The sequence below is a fragment of the Rhizobium sp. CB2179 genome, from assembly GCF_057653455.1.
Window position 1 is genome coordinate 634,888 of record NZ_CM172781.1, and the last position, 23,613, is coordinate 658,500.

Below are 23,613 nucleotides of genomic sequence, written 5' to 3' on the forward strand. Positions count from 1 at the left end.
CACCAGCCGGGGTCGAGCCACTCGTCTCGACCCGTCCTTCGGACCGCCGTAAACGGGGCGAAGGGGTTAGACCGCGACCTCTCCATTCCCCACCAACCTCTCGCAGGGCACGTCCCCTCTCCCCGCGAGCGGGGAGAGGGTTAGGGTGAGGGGCAGCCATTGGCGCCAACCTGACAGCAGTGCTTCTACACGGGGAATCGAGGATGATGAAAGCGCAAATCTTGCTGTCGATATTGGGTCGATATCGGGTGGCTAGGAAGATTTTCCGGATTATGATGCAGCTATGACGAATCTGCTTTCCAATTCCGACGCCCGCCGTGTCTTCCTTGCCAAGCAGGGCCTCAGCGCTCCGCCGAACCGCGCCTTGACCAAGGCCGGCTTGTTGCAGCTCATCCATGAACTGGGTTTCGTCCAGGTGGACAGCATCCAGACGGTGGAGCGGGCGCATCATCAGATCCTGTTTTCCCGCAACCAGACCTACAGGCGCGAGCATCTGACGGCGCTGCTCGAAAAGGACGGCGCGCTGTTCGAGCACTGGACGCATGATGCTTCCATCCTGCCGAGCGCCTTCTTCGTCTATTGGAAGCACAAGTTCCTTCATCAGGAAAAGGTGCTCATCGAACGCTGGCGCAAATGGCGCGGCGAGGGGTTCGAGGCGGCGTTTGCGGAGACCTATGAGCGCGTTGAGCGCGACGGTGCAATCCTCTCACGCGATATCAAGGCCGATGGACACGTTTCCGGCGGCTGGTGGAACTGGCATCCGAACAAGACGGCGCTCGAATACTTCTGGCACACCGGCAAATTCGCCATCGCCGGCCGCTCGAATTTCCAGAAGATCTATGACCTGGCGGAGCGCGTCATCCCGACCGAGTTCCGCGAGCCGGAGGTGAGCCGCGAGGAATTCGTCGACTGGGCATGCCGCAGCGCGCTTACCCGGCTCGGCTTCGCCACCCATGGCGAGATATCGGCCTTCTGGAACCTGGTCTCGCCCGATGAGGCCAAGGCCTGGGTATCAGCCCATCGCGACGAACTGATCGAAGTGCTGATCGAACCGGCGCTCGGCGGCAAGGCGCGCCCATCCTGGGCTTTTGCCGATTTCCTCTCGACGCTCGACACTTACCCCGGCGCTCCGCCGCGCATTCGCGTGCTCAGCCCCTTCGACCCGATGATCCGCGACCGCAACCGCACCGAACGCCTGTTCGGCTTCTTCTACCGCATCGAGATTTTCGTGCCCGAGCCCAAGCGCGAATATGGCTATTACGTCTTCCCGCTGCTCGAAGGCGACAGGCTGATTGGCCGCATCGACATGAAGGCGGATCGGAAGAAATCGACGCTCGACGTCAAGCGGCTCTGGCTGGAGCCCGGTGTGAAGCCGTCGGCCGGGCGGCTGGAGAGACTGGAAGCGGAGTTGGAGCGGCTGGCGCGGTTTGCCGGCGTGGAGAAGGTCGTGTTTCTGGAAGGGTGGAGGGGATAGTCGAACTACCCTCACTCCCTCATCCCTGTGCTTGTCACAGGGATCCAGCGCACCCAAGTCCTTGGGTGCGGGAAACTCTCTTCGTAGAAGCAAATGAGTCATTCACGGCGCGGACGCGCCGTGGCTGGATTCCTGTGACAAGCACAGGAATGAGGGATGGCGAGGGTCCAAGCCCACGCCCGTTCAGCAGATCTCCGTCGTGCTGATCTTGATGCCGAACCCTTCGAGGCCGACATAGTGGCGCTCGCGGCTGGTGAGCAGCTTGATCGAGCTGACGCCGAGATCCTTGAGGATCTGTGCGCCGAGGCCGATTTCCAGCCATTCGCTGTCGCGCGTCTGGGCTTCGGCATGGGCTTCGCGGCCCTGGTTGCGGGCCTTGCGGCCATTATCGTGGTGGCCGACGCCGACCGAGCCTTCGCGCAGATAGACGATGACGCCGCGGCCTTGCTCGGCAATCTTCTGCATGTAGAAATCGACCGGGCTGTTCTTGCCGAAGAGATCCTCGGCGACATTTTCCGGATGCAGGCGGACCGGGATGTCGACGCCGTCGCGGATATCGCCGAAGACGACGGCGAGATGCTGCATCGGGTCCCAGGGCAGGGAATAGGTATGCGCCTTGGCCTTGCCGAACGGTGTCTCGATGTCGAAGCTGGTGCCGAGTTCGATCAGTGTTTCCTTGCGCTGGCGATAGGCGATCAGGTCGGCGACGGAGACGAGCTTCAGCCCGTGCTGTGCGGCGAAATCGACCACCTGTGGGCCGCGCGTGACGGTGCCGTCGTCGTTGACCAGCTCGGAGATGACGCCGATCAGCGGCAGGCCGGCGAGCTTGCAGAGGTCGACGGCGGCTTCCGTATGGCCGGAGCGCATCAGTACCCCGCCTTCGCGGGAAACCAGCGGGAAGATGTGGCCGGGACGGACGAAATCGGAAGCGCCGACATTCGGATTGGCGAGGTTGCGCACCGTCAGCGTCCGGTCGTCTGCCGAGATCCCAGTCGACGTGCCGTGCTTGAAATCGACCGAGACGGTGAAGGCCGTCGTATGGGCCGAATCGTTTTCCGCCACCATGGCATTGAGGTTGAGGCGCTTGGCCTCTTCCTTCGGCATCGGCGCGCAGACGATGCCGGAGGTGTGGCGGACGATGAAGGCCATCTTCTCCGGTGTGCAATGCACGGCGGCGACGATCAGGTCGCCTTCGTTCTCGCGGTCATTGTCGTCCATGACGACGACCATCTCGCCGGCCTCGAAGGCCCGGATGGCGTCGACGACGCGCTTCTGGTCATAAGACATGGGCGAGCGCTCCTATTTCAGACGGCCGGTCTGGCCGCGGTCGCGAAGATAATGGTCGGCGACGGCGCAGGCGACCATCGCCTCGCCGATCGGCACGGCGCGGATGCCAACGCAGGGATCGTGCCGGCCCTTGGTGCGGATATCGACATTCTTGCCCTCCGCATCGATCGACTGGCGTTCGGTCAGGATCGAGGAGGTCGGCTTGACGGCGAAACGCGCCACCACCGGCTGCCCGGTGGAGATGCCGCCGAGAATACCGCCGGCATTGTTGGAAAGGAAGATCGGCGTGCCGTCATTGCCCATGCGCATCTCGTCGGCATTGTCTTCGCCTGACGTTTCGGCGGCGGCAAAACCATTGCCGATCTCGACGCCCTTGACGGCGTTGATCGACATCAGCAGCGAGGCGATGTCCTGATCGAGCTTGGCATAGATCGGCGCGCCGAGGCCGGCCGGCACACCTTCGGCAATCACCTCGATGACCGCGCCGATCGAGGAGCCCTTCTTGCGGACGCCGTCGAGATATTCCTCCCAGACCGGCACGATCGCCGCATCGGGCGAGAAGAACGGGTTCTGATCGACCTGGTCCCAGTCCCAGTTGCGGCGGTTGATCTTGTACTTGCCGATCTGCACCAGCGCGCCGCGCACGGTAACGCCTGGTACGACAAGGCGGGCGATGCCGCCGGCGGCAACCCGCGCAGCGGTCTCGCGCGCCGAGGAGCGGCCGCCGCCGCGATAGTCGCGAATGCCGTATTTGAGGTCGTAGGTATAATCGGCATGGCCGGGGCGGTATTGTTTCGCGATCTCGCCGTAATCCTTGGAGCGCTGGTCGGTATTTTCGATCAGCATCGAGATCGGCGTGCCGGTGGTCGTCATCGTCTCGCCGTCGGCGTCGAGCATGACGCCTGATAGTATCTTCACCAGATCGTCCTCGCGCCGCTGCGTCACGAAGCGGGATTGGCCGGGCTTGCGCTTGTCGAGCCAGACCTGCAGGTCCTTGAGCTTGAAGCTGAGCCCCGGAGGGCAGCCGTCGACGACGCAGCCGAGCGCCGGACCATGGCTTTCGCCCCAGGTGGTTACGCGGAAGAGGTGACCGAATGTATTGTGCGACATGTGTTCCGACCGGTGGCGCGCCAAAGCCGGTCGCGCCATTGCTTGAATAGGCGCGACACTCATAGGCCAAAAAAACGCCGAGGCAAAAGCCTTTCTTTGCGCCAAACCGGCAGCTCAGGGAATGCTGTTTCCGTTCGTTGTCGGGGATGGGCGGCGCATCCGGCCGCCACTCTCTTTGCGCAGGCGGGGAGGGGGCAGGGCGAGGGCGATCGGCAGGCAGCGATCAGGACGCCAGCCGCCACCCCGTTCCGGTCGCTTCCGCGGTGAAATCGTCGAAGGAGAGCGGCTGCGAGAAGGCATAGCCTTGCAGGATGTCGCAGCCGAGATCGCGCAGCAGCGCGGCATGTGCTGCCGTCTCCACCCCTTCGGCCACCGTCTCGACGCCGAGTGAGCGGGCGATCTCGATGATCGAGCTGACCAATGCGCGCTCCTGCGAGGCATTGACGATCGGCTGCACCAGCTGGCGGTCGATCTTCAGCCGCTTCGGCTTCAGCTTCAACAGGCTGACGATCGAGGTATGGCCGGTGCCGAAATCGTCGATCTCGATATCGATGCCGAGCGCCTTGATGCGCTCGAGATTCTGCGAGACGACGTCCTCGCTCTCGTCGAGGAATATCGATTCCACCAGTTCGAAGGAGAGCTCGCCCGGACGGATATGCAGGTCGGCGAGCGATTCCAGCAGGCTGCCGTCATGCAGCCGTCGGGCCGAAACATTGACAGAGACCTTGGGCACCACAATGCCGCGCGCCGTCCAGCGCATCTTGTCGTGCAGCGCAGTTTCCAGCACGATCCGGTCGAGCATCTGCACGACATTGATCTCGTCGGCGATGCGCAGGAACTTGTCAGGCGCGAGCCACCCCTTGGAGGGGTGCTTCCAGCGCACTAGCGCCTCGACGCCGGTGAGTTCCATCGTCCGGGCGCAGAATTGCGGCTGATACCAAGCGGTGAATTCGCCATTGTCGATGCCGGCGAGGATCTCGTCGGCCGTGCGCTTGGTGTTGATGATATCGGCCTGGAGATTGTGATTGAAGAATTCGAAGCGGTTGCGGCCCGTGCTCTTGGCGCGGTAGAGCGCGATATCGGCATTGATCAGCACCTTGCGCGCATCGACATGGATGCCGTTGGCAAGCGCAATCCCGATCGACACGCCGCAGCGGCAGGAAAAACCCTGGAAATCGATCGGCTGGCGCATTTCCTCGATGATCCGCGTCGAAAGCTGCGCCATCTCCTTGTCGCCGACGTCGAGGGCGAGGATGACGAATTCGTCGCCGCCGATGCGCGCGACGATGTCGCTGCCGCGGACATTCTTGGCGAGCACCTTCGAGGCGTGTACCAGCATCGCATCGCCGGCGGCATGGCCGAGCGTGTCGTTGATGTCCTTGAAGCGGTCGAGGTCGATGTGCAGGATCGAGAATTTCTGCCGCTGCTGGCGGCCGTCATGGGTCAGACTTTCGAGCGCGATGTCGAGCTTGCGGCGGTTGGCGAGTGCGGTCAGCGGGTCGTGCAGTGAATTGTGCTCGATCCTGTTTTTGACAAGCTCGAGCTCGATATTCTTGGCGACCGCATCGTCTTTGGCGGCTTTCAGCCGGATCGTCATCAGCACGTCTTCGGTGGCGTCGAAGGCGATGCCCATGATCTTCATCTCGCTAGTCCCCGTCTGGTGGACCTTGCCGACCGAGCGCACATAGCGCACCGAGCCGTCGTCGACGATCACCCGGCAGACGAGGGTGTGCGTATCGCCGTTGTGCTTGAAGTGACGCGCGCTTTCGAGCGCCAGGCTCCTGTCCTCGGGGTGGATGCGGCTAAGCCAGATCTCCTCGGTCATGAAGCCGTTGCGCGGTGTAAGCCCATAGAGTTCGTGCATCCGCTCGTTCCAGATCGAGCCGCCGAGGCCAGGCCGCGCCTCCCATATGCCGCACTGATAGGAATTGAGCGCCAGGTCGAGCCGGCTGGAAAGCTCGGCGAGCTCGCCCTCGCGGCTCGAGAGCTCGTCAAGCGCCAGCTCCAGCTCGGCATTCTTGACCTCGCTCATATCCTTGGCCTTGCGCAGCGTGTCGGTGATCTCCGCATCGGCGGTCACGTCCCAGACGATGCCGATCGTCTTGCTGACGCCGGCTGCATCCGTATAGAAGGCGCCGACCGAGCGCAGATGGCGGATGCCGCCGTTGCCAAGCAGGATGCGGTACTGCGCCGTGCAGGCAGCGCCGGCAATGCTGCAGCTGAAGAAATGCACTTCGGCAGTTTCACGATCCTCGGGCAGGATCGCCGCCAGCCATTCGTCGAGCACCCGGCTTCCTTCTTTCGCCGCTTTGCCGTGCAGAGCCGCGGCACGGGCATCCCAGAGCAGACTGCTCGAATGATCCTCCAGCTCCCAGATGCCGATATTGGAGGATTCCAGCGCCAGGTTGAGCCGCTGCGACAGTTCCAGCAATTTTGCCTCGCGGGTCTCCAGCGCGGTGATGTTGCGATTGCGCTCGCCGAGCAACAGGGTCGCGAAGAAGATCGGCACGATGATGATGAAGCCGGCGGCAAGGATGATCAGACGCAGCTCGGTGCGGTTTTCGGGTATCGCGTTCCAGCCGCTATTAGGGACCGCGGAAAGCTCCCACTTGCCGCCGGCAAAGCCGATCTTCTGGCGCATCGGATTCTTGTCATCGATATCGGACGAACCGAAGAACGGCGGCGGCAAAGCGGCGTTGGTCGCGGCCGCCGCGCCGATATCGCGGATGGCGATCGAAAGATGGCCGAGATGCGGATAACGCTCACGGTTTTCGCGGTCGCGCGCCGGCATCAGCCCGGTCGCCTGGTAAAACATTTGCTGGTCGATGGCGACTTCGACCGCCCCCCAGATCCGCCGCTGGCCGTTCTCCTTGACGTAAACCGGGAAGAAGATGGCAAAGGCGTCGCGGCCGTCGGTGCTGATCGGGCCGTAGAAGCGCGCCGACTGGTCGCCGGCCGCGCCAGTCATCACTTGGCGAAAGAAGAGAGTTTCGCGCACGTCGCGGCCGATCCGCTCATTGCCGGATTGCGGTGGGTGGATGTCGCGGATGATGAAATCAGGCGCGACGGCGATATGAATGAAAGACGGGTTCTGGATTAGCAGCCAGTTGATCTGGCGCTCCATCTCCTCTCCGTTGGCCGCGCTGACGGAGATCAGGTTCGTCAGATCGCGCACGACGCTGAGGTCCAAATTGATCTCGGCCATCACCCGGGCGCGGATCAGGTTGGTCTCGTTTTCCGTGCGGATATGAAGTTCGCGCACATGAGACGCAGTATTGGCCCGGTCGAGCCCGAAGCCGACCATGATGACGACGAGGGCGACGAGCGACGAAACCAGAAACGAAACGCGGGTATTCTTCAACACGCGCCGCAACTGCTTGCTGTCGCTGAGCCTGGATAGCAAAATGAAACTCCCCTGTTGGCGAGCAACTGTAGGACGCGCGGGTTAATTTACGATTGCCCGCCGGCGATGCCGAAAAATCGTGTGAAGGGAAAAACCGCGGGTTAACGCGGCATCTTGATTATATTTAAAATCCTATTCATCAATTGGGCGGGAAAAGCCTTTCTTACGGGCAATTTTCGCCATATTCAGGAGCTTATCTGTGGCCAGTCATTTTTTCGTGCAGCTTATCGTGCAGCGTTTCAAAAGGATTGTCGCCATGCGTTTCGTCGTCGCCACGCTTTTGGCAACAGCAAGTTTCCTGTCACCGATGAGCGGTTTTGCCGAGAGCGCCGATGTCGAGGCGACGATCAAGAAGGTCGACACGGCCAACCTCGTGCTGACGCTCGATGACGGCAAGACCTATCAGGCGCCCGAGGAATTCAATTTCGACGGCCTCGAAGCCGGCGTGAAGGTGATCGTCTTCTACACCGAGGTCGACGGCAAACGCGTCATCAACGATCTCGACATCGTTAAATAGGCAGTTCTCTGGAGAATAATCGAGTGAGGTACGCGCAGTGGCTGCCCCTCACCCCAACCTTGCCGGGGTCGAGCCACTGGTCTCGACCCGTCCTGCGGACCCCCGTAAACGGGGCTAGGGGCCGTGCCCTGCGAGAGGTAAGCGAGGAACCGAGAGGTTGCGCCTATCCCCCTTCGCCCCGCGCGCGGGGAGAAGGTGGCGGCAGCCGGATGAGGGGCTGGTCCCGGCAATCTCCCTGGGCAGCACAGGCCCGAACAGCTCGTTCGCACCCCCAATCCGACCTAGCGCCCTGCAATACCTACAGCCAGACGATCGTCCGCTCCGTGGTTTCGATCCGGATGATCCGGTCCTGCGGGATGGCGCCTTCGGCAGCGGTGCTTTTCGGCAGGTCGGCGATCGCCTGGAACAGCGTGCGGATGACACCGCCATGGGTGACGCAGACCGTCGGACGATCGACCGAGTTCAGCCATGAGCCAGTGCGCCAGGAGAGAATTTCGTAGCTTTCCGCATCATCGCCGGGTGGGATGAAATCCCATTTGGAGGCATTGCGTTCCGCCACCCGCTCGCGCTGCGTCGCCTTCAGCTCCTTGATTGTCGAGCCTTCCCAGTCGCCGAAGGAAATTTCCACCAGCCTTGGATCGGTGCGATAGGCAAGCGGCGGCAAGCCCATGGCAATGCGCATGATTTCCATTGTCGCGCGCGTGCGCTGCAGCGGGCTTGCGACGAAATCGAATTGGTCGACCGTGTCGCCGAGGATCTCGGCAAGCGCGATGCCGTTCTGCCGGGCCTGTTCCAGGCCCGTGGCATTCATCGGGATATCCTTCTGACCCTGCAGGCGGCGCTCGGCATTCCAGGCGGTCTGGCCGTGTCTGATCACATAGATAAGCACGGTCTCGCATCCATATGGAGAAATCAGTCCTTGATGACGGAAATGTCGGGCGCGTCGACCGCCTTCATGCCGATGACATGATAGCCGCTGTCGGCATGGTGCACTTCGCCGGTGACGGAGCGCGACAGGTCCGACAGGAGATAGAGGCCGACATCGCCGACTTCCTCGATGGTGACGGTACGGCGCAGCGGCGCGTTATATTCGTTCCACTTCAGAATATAGCGGAAATCGCCGATGCCGGAGGCGGCAAGCGTCTTGATCGGTCCGGCCGAGACGGCATTGACGCGGATGTTCTGCGGTCCGAGGTCGACGGCGAGATACTTGACGCTGGCTTCGAGCGCGGCCTTGGCGACACCCATGACATTATAGTTTGGCATCACCTTTTCGGCGCCGTAATAGGTCAGCGTCAGCATGGCGCCGCCATCCGTCATCAGCTTCTCGGCGCGGCGTGCGACCGAGGTGAAGGAATAGACGGAGATCTGCATCGTCTTGGCGAAGTTGTCGGCCGAGGTGTCGACGTAGCGGCCGGTCAACTCGTCCTTGTCGGAAAAGCCGATCGCATGCACGAGGAAATCGATCTTGCCCCACAGCTTCTCGACGTTCGCGAAAACCTCATCGATGGTGGCTTCATCGGCGACGTCACAGTGGCCGACGAGCGTCGCGCCGATTTCGGCGGCGAGCGGCTCGACACGCTTCTTCAGCGCATCGCCCTGATAGGTAAACGCAACTTCTCCGCCGTGCGCATGAATGGCCTTGGCAATACCCCACGCAATCGAACGATTGTTGGCGACACCCATGATGACGCCGCGTTTGCCTGCCATGAGGCCGGATGCTTGAGCCATATTTCGCTCCCTAGGATTCTGATCGATCCTGCCTATGGCATAGGCCGTTAATCGGTTCAAGCTTGGCCGGGATCATCAACTGTTAGGGATCGTAATAAAGGGTGCGAATGTCATAAAAATTTCATAGGAACAGGCCTTCGCGCATGCTCCGCATGAGATCGGTGACTTTGTCGTCGGGTTTTTCCCACAAGATAATGCGCAATTCGACGACCAGATCGCCTCTGCCGCCCTCTTCGCGGGGCAATCCCTGGCTGGGAATTCTAATCGTCTTGTCCGAGCCCGACCATGCGGGGATCGTCACGTTCAGCGGCCCGCTCGGTCCTTCGATACGCGCCTCGGTGCCGAGCACGGCATTTTCGATGCTGAGCGGCAGCACGGCGTGCAGATCGAAACCGTCGACGGTGAAGCGCGGATCGGACGCAATGCGAATGTTGATGACGGCGTCGCCGCGCTGCATGCCCGGCAGTTTGAAGCCCTGTCCCTTAAGCCGCACCTCGTGGCCGTCGGTCGTGCCTGCCGGCAATGCAAAGCCGATTTCGCGGCCCTCCGGCAGCGACGCGGTGATCCAGCCGCTCTTCAACACGTCGTCGATCGTGACCGTCGCCGTCGTCACCTCATCCGGTGCCTTGTCCAGGCCGGTATCCTTGGCGCCGGTGAAACGGCGCACCAGGTTTGTCAGGATGCTGAGCGGCAGCGACAGGTTGGCGGCGGCATTCTGCGCAGCTTCGCCCGATTCCTCATCGCCCTTGACCTCGGCCTCGGCGGCATCGCCATCCATGCGCCTGCCGGGATCGGCCTGGGCGTTTTGGGTCTGTTGATTTTGCGCCTGCTGATATTGCGCCTGCTGGGCGCGAGCCTGCGCCTGGCCGCCGGCCGCAGCCCGGGCCTGGGCACCGAAAATGCGATCCACCATCTCGTCGGCGGCCTCAACGGAACCTGCCTGTTGTCTGTTGCCGTCGGCGGCAGCCTTCTGGGCGGCGCGCGCCAGCTCTTCCATCACACGCTCGGCATTGGCCTGTGCCGCCTTGGCGCGCACGGCCGCCTCGCGGGCGGCCTGGCGCTGCTGCATGATCGTCTGTTCGTGTTTCTTGGCTTCGGCCATCCGCAGGGCATTGTCGAACAGGCTGCGTTTGCGCGGGTCTTTCAGCGTTTCATAGGCGCGGCCGATCTCGGCGAACCGGGCCGTCGCCGTCGGATCGTCCTGATTGTGGTCGGGATGGGCTGATTTGGCCATGTTGCGCCAAGCCGCCTTGATCTCGTCTACTGCCGCGTCGCGCTTGACGCCCAGAATTTTATAAGGATCGCGCATGTTAAAACCGCCGGTGTTGCGATGCGGCAAGCCTCGTCCTTGCCCGGCATCCCCGTCCAATAAAACGTGTGTAGCGCCACCCGCCACAAAGGCAGGAACAGCCACTCTCAACGCCGATCCTGCGGCGGAGTTGCTAATCACTTGTTATTTCTGGGCAGAGATGTGGGGTGTTTCGCGGTAAATGGTTAGCTCTTTGCTAAGCATTCGGCAGAAAGCGGTCGCGCGTTAACCTGTTGGTGACGGCGCTGCGCGTCTTTTCGAACGCGCAAAGGGACGCTGTAATATTTTGAACGACCTTGGGAGGATCAGCTCTCGGGCTGGAAGCTCAGAAGCTGCCAGTTGCCGCCGCCGACGAGGCAGGTCTTGCCGTAGAATTTGGCGATGCCGACATAGGAATGCCGGGTGGTACGGAACTGGCGGCAGACCTGGCCGGACTCATTGTTCTCGACGATCGTATCGATGACGCCGGCACTGCCCGTCGATGCGTTCGCCCAGGGAAGCGGCTGGCCCTCGAGCCTTTGCACGTCGGCCGAGGTCACGGCGTTGCGCACGGTCATTTCGTCGGAAAGCGTGTCGGTGCTCGGCGGCGTCTGCGGCACGGTGCCGGTTGCCACCGACCGGTCGACCTTGGCGTCACTCAAGAAATCCATACCGCCGCCGACGCAGCCGGAAAGCGACAACATCGCGGTGCCGATGACAAACAACGCGCGGCTGCGTCGCCGCAGGCCCTTTGTATGGCGAGATGACTTTGTTATGACTTCCACCCTGCATCCTGTCCAGTTATCAAAAGCTGGGCGAGTTTTGAATAATCCGGGGCATTTGAACCAATATGTCGGCAAACGAGTTAACAAGCGGTGACTTTACCGAAAGTGGCGAACCCTTCAAGCTCTTTGCCGAATGGCTGAAAGAAGCCGAGGCTTCCGAGCCCAATGACCCCAATGCGGTGGCGCTGGCAACGGTCGATGAGGATGGTCTTCCCAATGTCCGCATGGTTCTCCTGAAGGGATTCGACGATGACGGTTTCGTCTTTTACACCAATTTCGAGAGCCAGAAAGGCCGCGAAATTCTTGGCCAGAAAAAGGCTGCCATGTGCTTTCACTGGAAAAGCTTGCGTCGCCAGGTGAGGCTGCGTGGCCCCGTCGAGATCGTTACCGATGCCGAAGCGGACGACTATTTCAAGACGCGGGCGCGCGGCAGCCGCATCGGCGCCTGGGCTTCTAAGCAATCCCGTCCGCTGGAAAGCCGTTTCGCGCTGGAAAAGGCGGTGGCCGAATATACCGCGCGTTATGCCATCGGCGAGATTCCGCGCCCCGCCCACTGGTCGGGCTTCCGCATCCGGCCGACCTCGATCGAATTCTGGAAGGACCAGAAATTCCGTCTGCATGACCGTGTCGAATTCCGCCGGCCATCACCGGAAGGTGAATGGGACAAGGTCCGGATGTATCCGTAACGGGCTTATCGGCCCATCAGCTTCAGCGGTATGCCGGAGGCGAGAGCCGAGACGTAACGTCGCTTCTGGTAGAATCCGTTGAGCGAAATGCGCGGGAGATAGCCGGTCAGCTTCGCTGCCGGCAACCCGGGCTGCGTGGTGACCGCAAGGGTAAAGCCGAGATTGCGAGCGATGCGCGCCTCGCGGGCGGTCGCAGCCGCAGGCGTGCCGTAAGGATAGGCGATCGTCTCGGGACGAATACCGGTCACCGCCTCGAGGTAATCCGCCGAAGCTTGCATTTCGATTCGCGCTTCGGCTTCCGGCAGCCGGGCGAGCGCCCGATGGCTGATCGTATGGGCGCCGAGCGTTGCGAGCGGATGTGCCGCCAGCCATTGCAATTGGCCAGGGCCCATCACCAGCTCGCGGACGATATCCGTCGGCTCGATGCCGTTTTCGCGCGCTAGCAGATCGATGGCGGCAACGGCGCGCGCCTCGTCGGAGCGGTGGACGTAGGCGGCAAAGCGATCGAAGGCGTGCCATTGCTGTTGCGGACTATCGAGCACAAGGCGCTCCATGCCGCGGCCGAAATCGAAACGGATTTCGGCCGCCCGGCGCAGGAGGATCGCCAGCGTTTCCCACCAGATGCTGTGAGAGCCTTCGGCAAAACCCTTGGCGACGAATACCGTGAACGGCGCCTGATGCCGCTCGAACACCGGCAGCGCATGTTCCAGATTGTTGTTGTACCCGTCGTCGAGCGTGAAGGCCGCGAAAGGCTTTGCGCCTTCCGGCTCCGCCAGCAGCGCCGGCACCTCGGCGAGCGGCACGAAGCGATAGCCCTCTCGCCTCAGCCGCCGCAGCGCCACGTCGAGAAACCGCGGGGTGATTTCAAGATGCGCATTCGGCTCGAAGGCTTCGGCCACGTGCGGGCGGACATGATGCAGCGTGAAGACCACGCCGCGCCCGCGTGCTTCGCGCATCAGCCCGGCCGAGGCCAGCAGCCAGGAAAACTCGAGCCCGGCGCCGATCGCCAGTCGCTTGCCCAATCGCTTGAATTGTCCCGTCATGCGGCGCCCCGTCCCCTGCCTTTTCCGGAAACTAGCAAGTGCGACTTAAGCCTTGCTGAATCCCGGTTCAGCACAGGTCTTTGATTTCCTGTTAACCAAAACGATGAAAAGACTAGAAAAATGATAGGCGTTGCCTCAAAGTCGCGCCAAACTTACGGCTTCTGTCACATTACGGGACAAAACGCCGATCCTATCGCGGGCCAATGCATGAAGGGCCTGCGCATCAGGGCCAGCATATGAGGGGAAGTGCATGAGAAAGCTTTGGGCCGCTGTTTTGACCGTAACGCTTGCCGTTTCGGCGCCTCTTGCGGCTCTTGCCGGCAACGCTTCGCTAATCCTCGATGCCCGGACCGGCAAGGTTCTCGCCGCTGAAAACGCCGATACGCTGAACCATCCGGCCTCGCTGACGAAGATGATGACGCTCTATCTCACCTTCGAGGCGTTGAAACGCGGCAAGATCGCCTGGGATACCCCGATCAAGATGTCGAAATACGCCGCCTCCCGGCCGCCGACCAAGCTTGGCGTCAAGGCGGGCGGCACGATCACCGTGCGCGAGGCGGTCTATGGCATGATCGTCAAATCCGCCAATGATGCCGCCTCCGCCATGGGTGAGAAGCTCGCCGGCTCGGAAAGCGGCTTTGCCCGGGTGATGACGGCCAAAGCCCGCCAGCTCGGCATGAGCCGCACCGTCTTCGTCAACGCATCCGGCCTGCCTGATGGCCGTCAGGTGACGACGGCGCGGGATATGTCGACGCTCGCCATCGCGCTGATGAAGAACTATCCGAACGAATACCGGCTGTTTTCGACGGCCAGTTTCAATTTCCGCGGCCGGACGGTGCGCGGTCACAACAATCTCATGTACCGCTACCAGGGCATGGACGGCATCAAGACCGGTTATACCAATGCGTCCGGCTTCAACCTCGTCAGTGCCGTCAGAGACGGCAACCGCCGCGTGGTCGGCGTCGTGCTCGGCGGCCGCACTGCCCGCAGCCGCGACGCCAAGATGGCTGGTTTGCTCGACCATTATCTCGGCCGCGCCTCGTCTTCCGGTGGCGCAAGGCTGGTGGCGAGCGTCGGGGCGAAAGAAACGGTCGAAGTCGCCTCCGCCGCTGACGCTTCCGATGTTCCGGTGCCGTTCAACGCACCGCGGCAAGTCGACGATCTCGCTGCGAAAAGCCTGGCCTATGCCGATGACGCCGTCGTGCCGTTGGAACGTCCGGTCGCGATGGACGAGATCCTGAACGCCGGCAAGACGCCGAAGACATCAGCAGAGAAGACCAATGGCGACTGGCAGATCCAGATCTCGGCCGCTCCCAGCGCCGATGCGGCGCGTGCGCTTCTCGCCCAGGCAAAGTCCGAAGCCGGCGCGCCGCTCGTGTCAGCTTCGCCCTATACCGAGGCGGTCGGGCAGGGGGCCAACAAGATCTATCGCGCCCGCTTCGTCGGCTTCGCCAGCAAGGATGCCGCCGTCTCGGCCTGCGATGCGCTCAAGCAGCGCTCCTATGACTGCATGCTGCTGCCGGATCGCGGCTGATCGCCGCCCGGCACTCTGGGCAATCCCGTTCTGGACAATTGTTGGGAATCAGCGTCTCCTCCATAAACAAAAGGAGAACGCCCATGCTGCGCCGTCTCGCCGACCAGTTCGAAACCTCATCCGCGGCCTATGCCGCAGCCAACGGCATCGAGCGGGACCCCGACTGGTTTTTGTTGAAGCTGCAGGAGGAGGTGGGCGAACTCACCCAGGCCTGGAACCGCCTGACCGGCCGCGGGCGCCGCAGGGACCGGACGCCGGAGGAACTCGACCGCGATCTCGCCGACGAAACCGCCGACCTGCTCGGCCACATCCTGCTCTTTGCCCGCCGCAACGATATCGACCTTGCCGCCGCCATCGAGCGGAAATGGCGGTTCCAGCCGGCGCTGACGTCGAAGGGCTGATGCAATGCCGCCCAATGGTTTAGGCAGGGCTACCCGTCTTCGGAAAATCCGGCTGCGCTTCCGGCCTTGCTGATCGGAAGGCGTCGAGCGTCACACACCGCTCCTCGACCGCAAGCAGCAGCGGGTAGGCTAAGAGATCATGGCCGAGACGGCGGGCATTGCTCATCTGCGGGATGAGATGCAGATCGGCCCAGCCGGGACGCTCGCCGAAACAGAAGGGCGACGGGCTTCGACGCTGCGCAAGCGTCTCTTCGAGCGCTGCAAAGCCGAGCCCCAGCCAATGCTGCAGCCAGCGTTTCACCTCCGCCTCGCCGCCGCCGAGTTCGTCGCGCAGGAACTGCCGGACACGCTGGACGGTCAAAGCGTGCATCTCCGACGCGATATGGGCGGCAAAACCTCTCGCCTCTGCGCGCAACGCGGGATCCTCGGGCAGGAGGCTCGGATCGGGATAGGTCTCTTCGATATAAGCGAGAATGGCTGACGATTGCGGCACGATATGGCCGCCGATATCGAGCGCTGGCAGTAGCCCTTGCGGATTGAGCCGGCGATACTCGCCGGGCTCTAGCGAGCTCACAGGCACATAGCGATAGGTAATACCCTTGAGGTTGAGGGCGATCCGCACCCGTTCCCCCGCCGAATTCTGCCATCGCGAAATCAGCCGCATCATGATCTTCCCGAGGTGGAGTCAGCCGACCTTATGGCGGTAGAATTTGCTGTCCACCGCCATCAGCGGGAAGGCGCGGGGCAGGGCGCTCTTGGCAATCTCGGCAAAGCCGTTCTTTTCGTAGAAGCGATGCGCGGCGACGAACTTGTCGGTTGTGCCGAGGAAGATATCGGTCAGGCCGGCCTCCCTGGCATGGGTAAACAGGCGATCGAGGAGCCGCGCCGCCACGCCATGCTCGTGGCCGCGAACCTCAGCAGCGACGAACATCTTGCGCAGTGCCGCCTGGTTGTTGCCGATATCCTTGAGCCCGACCGTGCCGACGATGGCGCCACCCTTGACGGCGACCCAGAACTGCCCCTTGCCGGACTGATAGAAATCCGGGATGACCCTGAGATCCGGCTGCGCATCCGCGGTGATGTCGATACCGAATTCCTCGCGCTGGATCGGCAGGATCACCGAAAGCACGGCATCGGCGTCATCGGCCGTGAAGGTCCTGATTTCGATGTCCGCCATCACAGAATCCTTTTGCCTCAGGTCTGGGTGCCGCCGACCGTCACCTGATCCATGCGCAGATGCGGCTGGCCGACGCCGACGGGAACCCATTGGCCGGCCTTGCCGCAATTGCCGATGCCGGTATCGAGCTTCATGTCGTTGCCGATCATCGACACCCGCTTCATCGCATCCGGGCCGTTGCCGATCAGCATCGCGCCCTTGATCGGCGCGCCGACCTTGCCGTTTTCGATCAGATAGGCCTCGGTGCAGCCGAAGACGAACTTGCCGGAGGTGATATCCACCTGGCCGCCGCCGAACGAGACGGCATAGATGCCCTTCTTCACCGAGGCGATGATTTCCTCCGGCGTCTTGTCGCCGCCGAGCATATAGGTGTTGGTCATGCGCGGCATCGGAACATGGGAATAGCCCTGGCGGCGGCCGTTGCCGGTGGGCGCCATGCCCATCAGCCGGGCATTCTGCCGGTCCTGCATATAACCGACGAGTTTGCCGTTTTCGATCAGCACGTTGTAGGCGGACGGCGTGCCCTCGTCATCGATGGTGATCGAGCCGCGGCGATTGTCGATCGTGCCGTCATCGACGACGGTGACGCCGGGAGCGGCGACCATCTGGCCGAGAAGGCCTGAAAAGGCCGAGGTTTTCTTGCGGTTGAAATCGCCTTCCAGCCCGTGGCCGACAGCCTCGTGCAGCATCACGCCCGGCCAGCCGGAGCCGAGGACGACGTCCATCGTGCCCGCCGGCGCATCGATCGCCTCGAGATTGACGAGCGCCTGGCGCAGCGCCTCGTCGGCGCCGTATTGCCAGCTGCCCTCGGCGATGAAATCGCCGAAGCCGATGCGCCCGCCATGGCCATAGGAGCCGCTCTCCTGCCGTTCGCCGTCGCCGACCATCACCGAAATGTTGATCCGCGTCATCGGCCTGATGTCGCGCACACGGTGCCCGTCGGCGCGCAGGATATCGACGACCTGCCAGCTTGCGGCGACCGAGGCCGTCACTTGGCGCACCTTGTCATCCTTGCCCCTGAGATAGGCGTCGATGTCCTGCAGGACCTTGACCTTCTCCTCGAAGCTCGGCTGGCCGATCGGGTTCTCGTCGCTGTAGAATTTCTTGTTGGTGCCCTGGGGTGCTGCCGCATAGGAGCCGGAATAGCCGCGTGTCACCGCGCCGACGGCATCGGCCGCCCGCTTCAACGCCGCCACCGAGAGATCGCCGGCATGGGCATAACCGACCGCTTCGCCGGCAACAGCGCGCAGGCCGAAACCCTGTTCGGTGTTGAAGCTGCCGCCCTTCAGCCGGCCATTGTCGAAGGTCAGCGCTTCCGCCTGCGCATGCTCGATGAACAGTTCGCCGTCATCGGCACCGGACAGGGCCTCGGCCACGTGCTTGCGCATCGTCGCTTCATCGGCATCGAAAAGCGTCAGGAGATCGGTGGTCATGGTATGGCTCCAAGCATGCGTTCAGGAGTGCACTTACTCCCTAGATAGGGCTCCACATAATAAGGAGTGAAGCCCCGCCGTCGAATTATTCTTTTTTTAAAGGGATGTGAGCATTCCCATCGCTTTGCGCTGTGTGGCGACGCGGCTTTTTTACATAGTCCGCTTGGGAGCCGATTTGTTCGAGATGGCGAGCAAACAATTTCCCCTCACCCTAACCTTACCGGGGTCGAGCCACCCGTCTCGACCCGTCCTCCGGACCCCCGTAAAAACGGGGCGAAGGGACGTGCCCTGCGAGAGATGGGCGGGGAACGGAGAGGTCGCGATATGCCCCCTTCGCCCCGTTTACGGGGAGAAGGTGCCGACAGGCGAATGAGGGGCGGACCCACGGAAGCTGCCAATTGACCTCACGGCAGAGCGTCAAAACCTTCGGCGAAGCCCTTGAGGTCGACGGGGATGCCGATGCCTTCTTCCGGGGTCTGGAAGACGATGAAGGTTGCCTGCGCGCCGCTGCGGAAGGTCTTCAGCAACTCATCCTCGAGCACGACCTCGGCGTAGCAGCCGTCGGCAAAGCAGCGGACGAAATAGGCGCGGCCGATATCCTTGCCGTCGACATTGAGCCCGAGGCCGTTCGGGAGCAGCACGCCAAGTGGTGCCAGCACGCGGAGAATCTTCGACTTGCGGTCGGCTGTTTTCAGCACGACGACGGAAAGCCCGACCTCCGGCCGATCCTCGGCGATGACGTTTTGCATCAGCGCGCATTGTTCGGTCGAAGCGCCTGCCGGTTTGTCGCAGACGACAGACCATGCGCCGTGATTGGACTTTACCGTGCCGGGCGCCGGCGGCTGCGTCTGGCCGGGCGTCACCTGTTCGACATTCGGCTTGGCGGCACTCGGCTGCTGCGGCGCCGGAGCAGGGGTCGGCGCCGGCGTGGAAGCGGGCGGCCTGGTCTGCGACGGGGCGGGTTGCTGTGCGAAAACGGGCGTTGTCGCTGCGGCCGCGATGCTGGCAGTCACGAGAAGCGACTGCGCGAGGGAACGGAAACCCATGGAAACCTCTGGATATCGAATCATTGCGGCTATTGTTGAAGCTGCCCACCAAAAATGAAAAGCCCCACCCCGTCAAAACCGGGGGACTGCGGCGGAAATTGGACCTTTGCGAAATAATGTGTCGCGCGCGGATTGGCCGGAAAGCCGATTTTTCATATGCTGATGAAAAACTTGGGATGTTTTGCCGTTCTGACCTGCCTATGCTTTGAGCAAAAATGCCGCATAGACAATTGCTCTGACCTGTTGCGGCAAATGCCAAACTGTGGTTTGAAGCGCTGAAGATGGCAAGGATTCTGCGTTCTATTTTGCAGGTCAAGCGCTCGAGGGAGATAATAAGGTGATGAAGAAGGCTTATGCAGCCCTGACCACGCTGGTCTGTCTGCTTTTTGCTTCCGGCACATATGCCGACCAGCCCATGCCGTGGCAGGCGACGCTGCAGCCGGCGGCAACGCCGATCATGCGGGAAATCCACTGGTTCGAACAATATACCCTGTGGTTTATCGTTCCGATCACGCTGTTCGTTCTGGCCCTGCTCATCGTCGTCTGTTTCAAGTTCCGCGCCAGCGCGAACCCGGTTCCCTCGAAGACGAGCCACAATACGCTGATCGAGATTGCCTGGACCGTGGGGCCGGTCCTGGTGCTTCTTCTTCTCGCCATTCCTTCGTTCAACCTGCTGACGGCGCAGCTGACGCTGCCTGAAAACCCTGACGTGACGATCAAGGCGACCGCCACCCAGTGGCAGTGGAACTACGAATATGAAGGTTCGGGCGAAAACCCGCTGGCTTTCGATTCCTACCTGCTGAAGGATCAGGACCGCGCCGCCGCCGGCAAGGAAGACAAGTCGGTCTATCCGCGTCTTCTCGCCGTCGATAACGAACTGGTCCTGCCGGTCAACAAGACGGTCCGCGTTCTCGTGACTTCCGCGCCGACCGACGTCATCCATGCCTTCGCCATGCCTTCCTTCGGCGTCAAGATCGATGCCGTGCCGGGCCGCCTGAACGAGACCTGGTTCAGGGCCGAACGCGAAGGCCTGTTCTACGGCCAGTGTTCCGAGCTCTGCGGCAAGGACCATGCGTTCATGCCGATCGCCATCCGCGTCGTCTCCGAGGACAAGTACAAGCAGTGGCTGACCGCAGCCGCCAGCGACCTGCCCGGCGCCTACAAGACACTCATGGCCGCAACCGATGGTCCCGCAAAGACCGTCAACGTCGCCGAAGCACAGTAATTAAGGGGATCGGGACAATGGCTGGACCTTCCGCTCACGACGATCATTCTCATGATCACGCCGCCCATCATGACCACGCGCATGACGATCACCATGATCACGGGCACAAGCCGAGCTTTGCCAATCGCTGGCTGTTCTCGACCAACCACAAGGACATCGGCACGCTCTACCTGATCTTCGCGATCATTGCCGGCATCATCGGCGGCGCGCTGTCGGTTGCCATGCGCATGGAGCTGCAGGAGCCTGGCATCCAGATCTTCCACGGCCTGGCCTCGATGGTCTACGGCTATGAGGGTGACGCTGCGATCGACGGCGCCAAGCAGATGTTCAACATGTTCACGACCGCGCACGCGCTGATCATGATCTTCTTCATGGTCATGCCGGCGATGATCGGCGGTTTCGCCAACTGGATGGTGCCGATCATGATCGGCGCGCCCGACATGGCTTTCCCGCGCCTCAACAACATCTCCTTCTGGCTGATCGTTCCCGCCTTCGCGCTGCTGCTGCTGTCGATGTTCGTCGAAGGCCCGGCAGGCGCTTATGGTACGGGCGGTGGTTGGACGATGTATCCGCCGCTGGCGACAACCGGCACGCCGGGACCGGCGGTCGACCTTGCGATCTTCGCGCTCCACATTGCCGGCGCCTCGTCGATCCTCGGTGCGATCAACTTCATCACCACGATCCTCAACATGCGCGCTCCCGGCATGACGCTGCACAAGATGCCGCTGTTTGCCTGGTCCGTGCTGATCACAGCCTTCCTGCTCTTGCTGTCGCTGCCGGTTCTGGCAGGCGGCATCACCATGCTGCTCACCGACCGTAACTTCGGCACATCCTTCTTCTCGCCGGAAGGCGGCGGCGACCCGATTCTTTACCAGCACCTGTTCTGGTTCTTCGGTCACCCCGAGGTCTACATCCTCATCCTGCCGGGCTTCGGCATGGTCAGCCACATCATCTCGACCTTCTCGAAGAAGCCGATCTTCGGCTATCTCGGCATGGCCTACGCCATGGTCGCGATCGGCGCCGTCGGCTTCGTCGTCTGGGCTCACCACATGTACACGGTCGGCCTGTCGCTCGACGCACAGCGCTACTTCGTTTTCGCGACGATGGTCATCGCCGTTCCGACGGGTGTGAAGATCTTCTCCTGGATCGCGACGATGTGGGGCGGCTCGATCTCGTTCCGCACGCCGATGCTCTGGGCGATCGGCTTCATCTTCCTGTTCACGGTCGGCGGCGTCACCGGCGTCCAGCTCGCCAATGCCGGTCTCGACCGCTCGCTGCATGACACCTATTACGTCGTGGCCCACTTCCACTACGTTCTGTCGCTCGGCGCCGTCTTTGCGATCTTCGCCGGCTGGTACTACTGGTTCCCGAAGATGACCGGCTACATGTACAACGAGCTGGTCGGCAAGCTGCATTTCTGGATCATGTTCATTGGCGTCAACCTGGTGTTCTTCCCGCAGCACTTCCTCGGTCTCGCCGGCATGCCGCGCCGCTACATCGATTATCCGGATGCCTTTGCCGGCTGGAACTACGTTTCCTCGATCGGCTCCTACATCTCGGCCTTCGGTGTGCTGATCTTCCTCTACGGCGTCTTCGAAGCCTTCGCCAAGAAGCGTGTGGCCGGCGACAATCCGTGGGGTGAGGGTGCAACGACGCTCGAATGGCAGCTGCCTTCGCCGCCGCCCTATCACCAGTGGGAACAGCTTCCGCGCATCAAGTAATTTGCGCGGACATCAGGACGCCGCTTTCGATATGGCGTCCTGATGGTAAGACATTCAGGACGGAATGATGACTGTCATCGACAATCACGAGGTGCTTGCAAAGGACGGCGAATTGTCGGAAGCGAGTGCGCGCGATTATTTCGAATTGCTGAAGCCACGAGTGATGTCGCTCGTGGTCTTCACTGCCTTTGCCGGTCTCGTGCTGGCGCCGGGCCACATCCATCCGGTCCTCGGCCTGATCGCCATCCTCTGTATCGCCGTCGGCGCCGGCGCCTCCGGCGCGCTGAACATGTGGTATGACGCCGATATCGACGCCATCATGAGCCGCACCGCCAACCGTCCGATCCCGGCCGGCCGCATCGCACCCTCCGAGGCACTCGCCTTCGGCCTGGTGCTTTCAGGCTTCTCGGTGGTGATTCTCGGCCTGGCGGTCAACTGGCTCTCGGCCGGCATCCTCGCCTTCACCATCTTCTTCTATGCCGTCGTCTACACCATGTGGCTGAAGCGCTCGACGCCGCAGAACATCGTCATCGGCGGTGCTGCCGGCGCCTTCCCGCCGATGATCGGCTGGGCCTGCGTGACCAACAGCGTGACGATCGAGAGCACCGTTCTCTTCCTCATCATCTTCCTGTGGACGCCGGCGCATTTCTGGGCGCTCGCCCTCTTCAAGATGCGCGACTACGAGGCCGTCGGCGTGCCGATGCTGCCGAACGTTGCCGGCGAACGGGTGACCAAGCATCAGATCGTCGCCTATGCGGTGCTGACCGCCGTCTGCGCGGTATTGCCGTCCTTCCTCGGTTTCGCCAGCTTCGGTTATGGCCTCGTCGCCGCCGCCCTCGGTGCGATCTTCATATACTGTTCCATCGCCGTCTGGCGCATGCCCGATGGCGATTTGAAGATGATCCCGGCGAAGAAGCTTTTCGGCTTCTCGATCTTTTATCTCTTCGCCGTGTTCTCCGCCTTGATGATCGACCGGCTGGTCTCGCATGCGGGAGGTTGGTTCTGATGGAATTGGTCAAGCTCACGGAAAAGCAGCTCAAGTCGCGCCGCAACCGCAACGTCGCCCTCGGGCTGGTGCTTGCCGGCCTCGTCGTTCTCTTCTACGTGATGGCAATCGTGAAGATCGGCGGGGGAACGGCCGGATGAGCGATAACCCCGCCGCACCGAAGAAGCAGGTCCGCAACAACGGCGCCGTCGTCATGATGTGCCTGAGCTTCGTCTTCGGCATGGGCGCGATGAGCTATGCCGCCGTGCCGCTCTACCGCATCTTCTGCCAGGTGACCGGCTATAACGGCACGACGCAGCGCGTCGACCAGGTGTCGAGCGTCGTGCTCGACCGCACGATGCGCGTCACCTTCGACGCCAATGTCGCCCCCGGGCTGCAATGGGACTTCAAGCCGGTCCAGCGCGAGGTCAATCCGAAGATCGGCGAGACCATCCAGGTCAATTTCACCGCCGAGAATCGTTCGAACGAGACCCAGCGCGGCCAGGCGGTTTTCAACGTCACGCCGGGTGAAGCCGGCGTCTATTTCAACAAGGTGCAATGTTTCTGCTTTACGGAAACGGACCTGAAGCCGGGCGAGAAGCTCGACATGCCTGTCGTGTTCTACATCGATCCCGAAATCGTCAAGGCCGTGGAATCCAGGGATATCCACACGGTCACGCTGTCATATACGTTCTACCCGAAAGAGGGTCCGAAGCCGGTGGCTTCGAATGAGGGTGGAGCGGAAAAGATTGAAAAGAAACTTTGAT

The 23,613-nt window shown here is 62.0% G+C and carries 22 protein-coding genes; 10 read left to right on the forward strand and 12 right to left on the reverse strand.

The annotated features are described in order from the left end of the window. Positions 1–283: 283 nt before the first annotated feature. A complete protein-coding gene (locus tag AC244Q_RS03030; RefSeq protein WP_012756302.1) occupies positions 284–1,474 on the forward strand; it encodes a winged helix-turn-helix domain-containing protein in 1,191 nt (396 codons plus the stop codon). 183 nt (positions 1,475–1,657) lie between these two features. Here AC244Q_RS03030 and ribB read toward each other — a convergent pair whose 3' ends face one another. From ribB to AC244Q_RS03045, 3 genes are all read right to left on the reverse strand, one after another. Next, positions 1,658–2,761: a 3,4-dihydroxy-2-butanone-4-phosphate synthase gene (gene ribB / locus AC244Q_RS03035; protein ID WP_012756303.1), complete on the reverse strand. Its 1,104-nt coding sequence runs from the start codon at positions 2,759–2,761 to the stop codon at positions 1,658–1,660. Between the two features lie 12 nt (positions 2,762–2,773). Next, a complete protein-coding gene (gene aroC / locus AC244Q_RS03040; protein ID WP_012756304.1) occupies positions 2,774–3,871 on the reverse strand; it encodes a chorismate synthase in 1,098 nt (365 codons plus the stop codon). A gap of 223 nt (positions 3,872–4,094) precedes the next feature. Next, a complete protein-coding gene (locus AC244Q_RS03045) occupies positions 4,095–7,274 on the reverse strand; it encodes a bifunctional diguanylate cyclase/phosphodiesterase (protein WP_113545769.1) in 3,180 nt (1,059 codons plus the stop codon). A 256-nt stretch (positions 7,275–7,530) separates the two neighbouring features. On the opposite strand from AC244Q_RS03045, the gene AC244Q_RS03050 reads away from it, so the two are divergent. Next, positions 7,531–7,791 carry a DUF1344 domain-containing protein gene (locus AC244Q_RS03050; RefSeq protein ID WP_003569889.1) on the forward strand — a complete coding sequence of 87 codons (261 nt, stop codon included), beginning with the start codon at positions 7,531–7,533 and terminating at the stop codon, positions 7,789–7,791. 298 nt (positions 7,792–8,089) lie between these two features. Here AC244Q_RS03050 and AC244Q_RS03055 read toward each other — a convergent pair whose 3' ends face one another. From AC244Q_RS03055 to AC244Q_RS03070, 4 genes are all read right to left on the reverse strand, one after another. After that, the gene (locus AC244Q_RS03055; protein WP_012756307.1) at positions 8,090–8,680 is read right to left on the reverse strand and encodes a histidine phosphatase family protein; all 591 of its coding nucleotides are present in this window, start codon (positions 8,678–8,680) and stop codon (positions 8,090–8,092) included. A gap of 23 nt (positions 8,681–8,703) precedes the next feature. Next, positions 8,704–9,522, reverse strand: a complete 819-nt coding sequence (gene fabI / locus AC244Q_RS03060) for an enoyl-ACP reductase FabI (RefSeq protein ID WP_012756308.1) — start codon at positions 9,520–9,522, stop codon at positions 8,704–8,706. Between the two features lie 121 nt (positions 9,523–9,643). Then, entirely contained in the window at positions 9,644–10,861 is a 1,218-nt protein-coding gene (locus AC244Q_RS03065) for a J domain-containing protein (RefSeq protein WP_206641134.1), read from the reverse strand. Between the two features lie 275 nt (positions 10,862–11,136). After that, positions 11,137–11,595: an RT0821/Lpp0805 family surface protein gene (locus tag AC244Q_RS03070; RefSeq protein ID WP_012756310.1), complete on the reverse strand. Its 459-nt coding sequence runs from the start codon at positions 11,593–11,595 to the stop codon at positions 11,137–11,139. Between the two features lie 65 nt (positions 11,596–11,660). Here AC244Q_RS03070 and pdxH point away from each other — a divergent pair, with 65 nt between their 5' ends. Then, complete coding sequence (gene pdxH, locus AC244Q_RS03075; RefSeq protein WP_012756311.1) at positions 11,661–12,281, forward strand: pyridoxamine 5'-phosphate oxidase; 621 nt, start codon at positions 11,661–11,663, stop codon at positions 12,279–12,281. Positions 12,282–12,286: 5 nt separating this feature from the next. Here the strand turns inward: pdxH and AC244Q_RS03080 are convergent, their stop codons facing one another. After that, the gene (locus AC244Q_RS03080) at positions 12,287–13,324 is read right to left on the reverse strand and encodes a polysaccharide deacetylase family protein (protein WP_017993160.1); all 1,038 of its coding nucleotides are present in this window, start codon (positions 13,322–13,324) and stop codon (positions 12,287–12,289) included. Positions 13,325–13,574: 250 nt separating this feature from the next. On the opposite strand from AC244Q_RS03080, the gene AC244Q_RS03085 reads away from it, so the two are divergent. Next, complete coding sequence (locus AC244Q_RS03085) at positions 13,575–14,858, forward strand: D-alanyl-D-alanine carboxypeptidase family protein (protein ID WP_017993161.1); 1,284 nt, start codon at positions 13,575–13,577, stop codon at positions 14,856–14,858. Positions 14,859–14,941: 83 nt separating this feature from the next. Then, positions 14,942–15,259 (forward strand): nucleoside triphosphate pyrophosphohydrolase family protein, encoded by a 318-nt coding sequence (locus AC244Q_RS03090; RefSeq protein ID WP_012756314.1) that lies wholly within the window; start codon positions 14,942–14,944, stop codon positions 15,257–15,259. 19 nt (positions 15,260–15,278) lie between these two features. Here the strand turns inward: AC244Q_RS03090 and maiA are convergent, their stop codons facing one another. The 4 genes from maiA to AC244Q_RS03110 all read right to left on the reverse strand — a co-directional run bounded on the left by maiA (position 15,279) and on the right by AC244Q_RS03110 (position 18,939). Next, a complete protein-coding gene (gene maiA, locus AC244Q_RS03095; RefSeq protein ID WP_032996244.1) occupies positions 15,279–15,926 on the reverse strand; it encodes a maleylacetoacetate isomerase in 648 nt (215 codons plus the stop codon). A gap of 18 nt (positions 15,927–15,944) precedes the next feature. Further along, positions 15,945–16,436: a GNAT family N-acetyltransferase gene (locus tag AC244Q_RS03100; protein WP_017993163.1), complete on the reverse strand. Its 492-nt coding sequence runs from the start codon at positions 16,434–16,436 to the stop codon at positions 15,945–15,947. A 17-nt stretch (positions 16,437–16,453) separates the two neighbouring features. After that, positions 16,454–17,869 carry a metalloprotease TldD gene (gene tldD, locus AC244Q_RS03105; protein WP_017993164.1) on the reverse strand — a complete coding sequence of 472 codons (1,416 nt, stop codon included), beginning with the start codon at positions 17,867–17,869 and terminating at the stop codon, positions 16,454–16,456. Positions 17,870–18,273: 404 nt separating this feature from the next. Continuing rightward, positions 18,274–18,939 carry an invasion associated locus B family protein gene (locus AC244Q_RS03110; protein WP_017993165.1) on the reverse strand — a complete coding sequence of 222 codons (666 nt, stop codon included), beginning with the start codon at positions 18,937–18,939 and terminating at the stop codon, positions 18,274–18,276. Between the two features lie 316 nt (positions 18,940–19,255). Here AC244Q_RS03110 and coxB point away from each other — a divergent pair, with 316 nt between their 5' ends. The 5 genes from coxB to AC244Q_RS03135 all read left to right on the forward strand — a co-directional run bounded on the left by coxB (position 19,256) and on the right by AC244Q_RS03135 (position 23,612). After that, a complete protein-coding gene (coxB, locus tag AC244Q_RS03115) occupies positions 19,256–20,140 on the forward strand; it encodes a cytochrome c oxidase subunit II (RefSeq protein WP_012756319.1) in 885 nt (294 codons plus the stop codon). A gap of 17 nt (positions 20,141–20,157) precedes the next feature. Next, the gene (gene ctaD, locus AC244Q_RS03120; protein WP_012756320.1) at positions 20,158–21,861 is read left to right on the forward strand and encodes a cytochrome c oxidase subunit I; all 1,704 of its coding nucleotides are present in this window, start codon (positions 20,158–20,160) and stop codon (positions 21,859–21,861) included. 67 nt (positions 21,862–21,928) lie between these two features. Further along, positions 21,929–22,867 carry a heme o synthase gene (locus AC244Q_RS03125; protein WP_020486922.1) on the forward strand — a complete coding sequence of 313 codons (939 nt, stop codon included), beginning with the start codon at positions 21,929–21,931 and terminating at the stop codon, positions 22,865–22,867. Next, positions 22,867–23,007 (forward strand): hypothetical protein, encoded by a 141-nt coding sequence (locus AC244Q_RS03130; RefSeq protein ID WP_012756322.1) that lies wholly within the window; start codon positions 22,867–22,869, stop codon positions 23,005–23,007. Before AC244Q_RS03125 ends, AC244Q_RS03130 begins: the two co-directional genes overlap by 1 nt. Then, positions 23,004–23,612, forward strand: coding sequence for a cytochrome c oxidase assembly protein (locus AC244Q_RS03135; RefSeq protein ID WP_012756323.1), 609 nt, complete (start codon positions 23,004–23,006; stop codon positions 23,610–23,612). Before AC244Q_RS03130 ends, AC244Q_RS03135 begins: the two co-directional genes overlap by 4 nt. The last annotated feature ends 1 nt before the right edge of the window (position 23,613 follow it).

Excerpts from the sequence above, each read along its gene's own strand:
- AC244Q_RS03030 (WP_012756302.1), top strand. The coding sequence starts at position 284 with ATGACGAATCTGCTTTCCAATTCCGACGCCCGCCGTGTCTTCCTTGCC.
- ribB (WP_012756303.1), bottom strand. The coding sequence starts at position 2,761 with ATGTCTTATGACCAGAAGCGCGTCGTCGACGCCATCCGGGCCTTCGAG.
- aroC (WP_012756304.1), bottom strand. The coding sequence starts at position 3,871 with ATGTCGCACAATACATTCGGTCACCTCTTCCGCGTAACCACCTGGGGC.
- AC244Q_RS03050 (WP_003569889.1), top strand. The coding sequence starts at position 7,531 with ATGCGTTTCGTCGTCGCCACGCTTTTGGCAACAGCAAGTTTCCTGTCA.
- fabI (WP_012756308.1), bottom strand. The coding sequence starts at position 9,522 with ATGGCTCAAGCATCCGGCCTCATGGCAGGCAAACGCGGCGTCATCATG.
- pdxH (WP_012756311.1), top strand. The coding sequence starts at position 11,661 with ATGTCGGCAAACGAGTTAACAAGCGGTGACTTTACCGAAAGTGGCGAA.
- AC244Q_RS03080 (WP_017993160.1), bottom strand. The coding sequence starts at position 13,324 with ATGACGGGACAATTCAAGCGATTGGGCAAGCGACTGGCGATCGGCGCC.
- AC244Q_RS03085 (WP_017993161.1), top strand. The coding sequence starts at position 13,575 with ATGAGAAAGCTTTGGGCCGCTGTTTTGACCGTAACGCTTGCCGTTTCG.
- AC244Q_RS03090 (WP_012756314.1), top strand. The coding sequence starts at position 14,942 with ATGCTGCGCCGTCTCGCCGACCAGTTCGAAACCTCATCCGCGGCCTAT.
- maiA (WP_032996244.1), bottom strand. The coding sequence starts at position 15,926 with ATGATGCGGCTGATTTCGCGATGGCAGAATTCGGCGGGGGAACGGGTG.
- AC244Q_RS03100 (WP_017993163.1), bottom strand. The coding sequence starts at position 16,436 with ATGGCGGACATCGAAATCAGGACCTTCACGGCCGATGACGCCGATGCC.
- tldD (WP_017993164.1), bottom strand. The coding sequence starts at position 17,869 with ATGACCACCGATCTCCTGACGCTTTTCGATGCCGATGAAGCGACGATG.
- AC244Q_RS03110 (WP_017993165.1), bottom strand. The coding sequence starts at position 18,939 with ATGATTCGATATCCAGAGGTTTCCATGGGTTTCCGTTCCCTCGCGCAG.
- coxB (WP_012756319.1), top strand. The coding sequence starts at position 19,256 with ATGAAGAAGGCTTATGCAGCCCTGACCACGCTGGTCTGTCTGCTTTTT.
- ctaD (WP_012756320.1), top strand. The coding sequence starts at position 20,158 with ATGGCTGGACCTTCCGCTCACGACGATCATTCTCATGATCACGCCGCC.
- AC244Q_RS03125 (WP_020486922.1), top strand. The coding sequence starts at position 21,929 with ATGACTGTCATCGACAATCACGAGGTGCTTGCAAAGGACGGCGAATTG.
- AC244Q_RS03130 (WP_012756322.1), top strand. The coding sequence starts at position 22,867 with ATGGAATTGGTCAAGCTCACGGAAAAGCAGCTCAAGTCGCGCCGCAAC.
- AC244Q_RS03135 (WP_012756323.1), top strand. The coding sequence starts at position 23,004 with ATGAGCGATAACCCCGCCGCACCGAAGAAGCAGGTCCGCAACAACGGC.